This is a genomic window from Microbacterium sp. K41 (assembly GCF_004794395.1).
Taxonomy (GTDB): domain Bacteria; phylum Actinomycetota; class Actinomycetes; order Actinomycetales; family Microbacteriaceae; genus Microbacterium; species Microbacterium sufflavum.
Genome location: NZ_SSDO01000171.1, coordinates 1 through 4,942, shown reverse-complemented (window position 1 = coordinate 4,942; position 4,942 = coordinate 1). Strand labels below are relative to the sequence as shown.

5 protein-coding genes are annotated in these 4,942 nt (G+C 72.4%); all 5 read left to right on the top strand.

Annotated elements, in window-relative coordinates:
• Nucleotides 1–308: 308 nt before the first annotated feature.
• The gene (locus DW309_RS04650; RefSeq protein WP_136029148.1) at nucleotides 309–1,763 is read left to right on the top strand and encodes an APC family permease; all 1,455 of its coding nucleotides are present in this window, start codon (nucleotides 309–311) and stop codon (nucleotides 1,761–1,763) included.
• A 38-nt stretch (nucleotides 1,764–1,801) separates the two neighbouring features.
• Entirely contained in the window at nucleotides 1,802–2,644 is an 843-nt protein-coding gene (locus DW309_RS04645) for a molybdenum cofactor biosynthesis F family protein (protein ID WP_136036980.1), read from the top strand.
• A 1-nt stretch (nucleotide 2,645) separates the two neighbouring features.
• Nucleotides 2,646–4,289: an amidohydrolase gene (locus DW309_RS04640; protein ID WP_136044700.1), complete on the top strand. Its 1,644-nt coding sequence runs from the start codon at nucleotides 2,646–2,648 to the stop codon at nucleotides 4,287–4,289.
• A 28-nt stretch (nucleotides 4,290–4,317) separates the two neighbouring features.
• Nucleotides 4,318–4,674, top strand: a complete 357-nt coding sequence (locus DW309_RS04635; RefSeq protein WP_136029142.1) for a YidH family protein — start codon at nucleotides 4,318–4,320, stop codon at nucleotides 4,672–4,674.
• A 16-nt stretch (nucleotides 4,675–4,690) separates the two neighbouring features.
• Nucleotides 4,691–4,942 (top strand): DUF202 domain-containing protein (locus DW309_RS04630; RefSeq protein WP_168387174.1); only part of this gene is annotated, 252 nt, incomplete at its 3' end.

Sequence of the window (4,942 nt, the reverse complement as noted above, 5' to 3'; positions counted from 1 at the left end):
GCCCGGCCGATGCCGCTGCCCGCGCCCGTGATGAGGGCCGTCGTCCCGTCCAGCCGCAGCTCCATGTGGTCCTCCCTGCCGCCCGGTGCCCGGCGGTGCGCGGGGAACGGCGGCGGTGTCGTCCCGGTCATCCTGCTCCCCGCGCCACGGCGTCAGCACGGGCGTGTGCGGGGTGTGCACGGTGGCACCATCGTCCTTCGCTCACGGTCAAGTGCGGCGCCGGGCCGACGAGCAGACTCGCTCTATCGACGATTCCCCTCGTCGTCGATGCCGTGTCCGCACGGCCGTCACCGAGCAAAGGAGCCGACGTGGCAGAGCAGCTGTCCGCGTCCACGACGCCGCACCACACCTCCCTCCGACCGGGCGCCCTCGGCGTCGCCGGCATCGTCTTCCTCGTCCTGGCCGCGGTCGCCCCGCTGACCGGGATCGTGGTCGTCGCGTCGCTGGCGATCGCCCTCGGCAACGGCGGAGGGACCCCGATGTCCTTCTTCCTCGTCGCGGCGATCCTGCTGCTGTTCGCGGTGGGCTACGCGCAGATGTCGAAGCAGCTGGTCAACGCCGGCGGGTTCTACGCGTTCGTCGTGAAGGGCCTCGGCCGCACCGGCGGCCTGGTCGCCGGACTCATCGCCACGCTCGGCTACAACTTCTTCGTGGTCGGCACGATCGGCACGAGCGGCTTCTTCATGCAGACGATCATCCGCGACCTCACCGGCCTCGACGTGAACTGGCTCGTGTGGGGTCTGCTGTCGATCGTGGTGTGCTTCGTGCTGGCGCGCATCGGCGTGGACTTCAGCTCGAAGATCCTCGGGGTGTGCCTCGTGCTCGAGGTGCTGATGCTCGTGATCTTCGACGTCTCGGTGCTCGTGCAGACCGGCTACGACGTGTCGGCGTTCAGCCCGGAGGCCGTGTTCTCCGGATCGCTGCCCATCGGCCTGCTGCTGGCGGCGACCGGCTTCCTCGGCTTCGAGGCGACCGCGCTGTTCAGCGAGGAGGCCAAGCAGCCGCTGCGCACGATCCCCCGCGCCACCTACACCTCGATCATCGCGATCGGCGTGATCCTCGGCGTCACCACGTGGGCCGTGGTGAGCGCGACCGGCGTGGCGCAGGCGCAGGCCACGGCGCTGGAGCACCTGCCCACCGGCGACCTGATCTTCTCGCTGTCGCAGCAGTACCTGGGCGGCCCGCTGACCACCGTCATGATGGTGCTGCTGCTGGTGAGCCTGTTCGCCGCGATGCTCGCGTTCCACAACTCCGCCACCCGCTACCTGTACTCGCTGGGCCGGGCGAAGATCCTGCCGCAGGCGCTCGCCCGCACCCGCGCGAACGGCGCCCCGCAGCTCGCGGGCATCGTGCAGGCCGGGTTCGCCGGCATCGTCGCGATCCTGTTCGCGATCGCCGGCGCCGACCCCATCCTCACGCTCGTGCCCGCGATGCTGGGCTTCGGCACCCTGAGCGTGCTGATCCTGCAGGGGCTCGCCGCGATCTCGATCGTCGTGTACTTTCGCCGCCAGGGCGACCCGCGCTGGTGGAGCACGTTCATCGCGCCGGGCATCGGCTTCCTCGGCATCGCCGCGATCTCGATCCTCGCGATCGTGAACTTCAACATCGTCGCCGGCTCCGAGGAGCTCGCGATCCGGCTGATGCCGCTGCTGCTCGTGCTCGCGCTGATCGGCGGCATCGTCTACGCCGCCTACCTCAAGCGCTCCCGGCCCGCCGTGTACGACGGGCTCGCCACCGACCTGGAGAGGGTCAGCGCCCGCTGATCCGCTCCGCTCCCCCGCCCTCCGAAGGAAGGAACCCCATGACGACGACGCTGAACCCCGCAGACACCTCCACGTGGCTGCCGCTGGAGGGACTCGCCCCCGGCTTCGACGCCAACAAGGCCCCGCACAGCACGGCGCTGAGCGGCCGCGAGATCACCGTGGTCGACGGCCGCGGCACCCGCATCGTGCACCGCTTCGACGACTCCACCGTCACGTGGGACTACCGTCCCGGCGCCGACGACAGCACCGAGGCCGCGAGCGACACCGACGACTACGAGGCGTTCGAGGTCGACGACGAGCTGTACTTCGTGCAGTTCCACCACCGCTACCTGCCGAACGAGGCCGTGTCGCTGATCCTCGACCTGCGGCACGGGCGCTCGCTGGCCGTGATCTCCGACATCCTCCCCGCCCCCGAGCAGGGCCGCACGCGCGTGCAGCACCACTTCGCGCCGGGCACCATCGAGGGCACGGAGGTGACCGGCGCCGAGGCCGCCCCGACCACGACGCTCATCGGACGTCGCGTGGAGTGGGTGTACAGCGAGGAGCACGCCTACGAGCACGTGTACCTGTCGCCGCGGTGGTACTCGTGGCAGTGCCTCGCCGGCCCGGAGCGCGGCCTGGCCGACACCGACGAGAACAGCGTGTGGGAGGTGCGACCGGGCATCTACGTGTTCGCGTGGCGCGAGAAGGTCATCCCGTGCGCGTCGGTCACCATCGCCGACCACCGTGACGTGAACGCGATCCGCTCGCACGGCGTGCTGTTCGGCCTGGACGAGTCGGGCGAGGTGCCGACGCACTTCACGTTCGGCGCCTACGGACGACTGCTGTCGACCACGCACCACACGCCCGAGCTCGAGCCCGCGACCTTCGGAGACGCCTGACATGACCGACGTCGCCGACCTCATCGTCACCGGTTCCACGATCCGCACGGCCGATCGGACGCGGCCCCGCGCCGAGGCCTTCGCCGTGCGCGACGGGCGGATCCTCGCCATCGGCGACCGCGCCGACGTGGAGGGCCTCCGCGGGCGCCGCACACGGACGCTCGAGGTCGGCGACGCCGCCGTGTATCCGGGCTTCGTCGATGTGCACAACCATCACGCGCTCGCCGGACGCACCGAGCTGTTCGAGCTGTCGCTGGCGCCGTCGCTGAGCCTCGACGAGATCCTGGACCGGGTGCGCGAGAAGGCGGCGACGCTGCCGGAGGACGCGTGGATCGTCGGCGGCGCCGTGGCCACCACCCTGCTGCCGACCCTCGCGAACACCGCGACCCGGCGGCGGCTCGACGAGGCGGCGGGCGGGCGCCCGGTCGCGCTCATGGAGGACTCCCGGCACAACCGCTGGGCGAACAGCCGGGCGCTGGAGCTGGCGGGCATCACCGCCGGCAGCATCCCGGCGGGCGGCGTCACGCTGCTCGACCCCGACGACGGCACCCCGACCGGCGTGCTGCTGGAGGCGGCGGGCATCCCGGTGCAGGAGGCGTACGACCGCAGCGGCGGACTCACCCCGGAGCAGCACGCGGCCGCCTCCCGCCGCGGCGTCGAGCTGCTGAACTCGTTCGGGATCACGGCCTTCCAGGACGCGGGGGTCTCGGTCGACATCCTGGCCGCGCTCGCCGGGCTCGACCGCGCGGACGAGCTGCACGCGTGGGTGGTGTCGTCGCTGCTCATCAACGACGAGATCTTCGGCTTCGACCCGATCGGCAGTCCCCTGCTCGACCGCGGCGAGGAGTATCGCACCGCCCACCACCGGCCGGACTTCGTGAAGATCTTCCTCGACGGCGTGCCGCCCGCGCGCACCGCCTCGTTCCTCGACCCGTACCCCGCCGACCCGGTGCACGGCGCGCACTTCCACGGCGAGACGACCATGACCCTCGACGAGCTCACCGGCTGGCTGCGCACGGTCGCCGCCCGCGGCCTGGGCGCCAAGGTGCACTGCACGGGCGACGGCTCGGCGCGGCTCGTGCTCGACGCCGCGGAGCAGCTCAGGGCGGAGGGGTTCACCACGCCCGTGCAGATCGCGCACGGACAGTTCCTCGCCGAGAGCGACATCCCGCGGCTGGCGGCACTCGACGTCTCGGCCGACATCTCGCCCTTCATCTGGTACCCGGGCGTGATCCCGCAGGCGCTGGCCGACGTGCTGGGCGCGCGGGCCGAGCACTCGCAGCCCAACCGGTCGCTGCTCGACGCGGGCGCCCTCGTCGCCGGCGGTTCGGACTGGCCGGTGAGCGAGTCGCCGAACACCCTGGAGGGACTGCAGGGTCTGGTGACTCGCGCCGATCCGCTCCGACGCGCGCCGGGCACGCTGTGGCCGGAGCAGGCGCTCACGGCCGAGGAGGCGCTGGAGGTGTTCACGATCAACGCCGCGACCGCGATGGGTCTCGGCGCCGAGACGGGCTCCCTCACGGCGGGCAAGTCCGCGGACTTCGTGGTGCTGGAGCGCGACGCGATCGCCGGGCCCGCCGAGGAGATCGTGCACACGGAGGTCGTGTCGACCTGGTTCGCCGGGCGTCCCGTGCACGAGCGCTGAGCGGCGGATGCGCCGCTACGATGAGGCCATGCGCCGCTTCCCCGCCTCCGTCTACCGCGTGGGTGAGGAGCCCGATCCGCGGTTCTCGCTCGCGAACGAGCGCACGTTCCTGGCCTGGACCCGCACCGGCCTCGCGCTGATCGCGGGCGGTGTGGCCCTGGAGGTGCTGGGGCTCGACCTGCACCCGGGATTCCGGCTCGCGGCGTCGCTGCTGCTGATGGTCGCGGGCACCGCGGTCGCTCCCCTCGCGTGGTTCGAGTGGATGCGGGCCGAGCGGGCGCTGCGCCAGTCGCGGCCGCTGCCCGGGGCGCTCTCCGCCGTGCTGCTCGCGGTGGTCGTGGTGACGGTCGGTCTGCTTGTCCTCGCGGGCGTGCTGTGGCGCTGACGGGGCGGCGGCCCTGATGCGGCGGGGGGCGGCGGAACCGGATCGCCTGTACGACCCGGGGCTGCAGCCCGAGCGCACGGAGCTCGCCTGGCGGCGCACGGCCCTGGCGATCGCGATCGGCTCGCTGCTGTCGCTGCGGGTGTTCCCTCTCGTGCTGCCCCCGGCCGCGGGGGCCTGGGGCGTCGTGCCGGGGATCCTCGGGGTGGCCACGGCCTGCGTGCTGTGGGTCGCGGCGCGGCGGCGTCAGGCGCGCACGACCGCGGTGCTG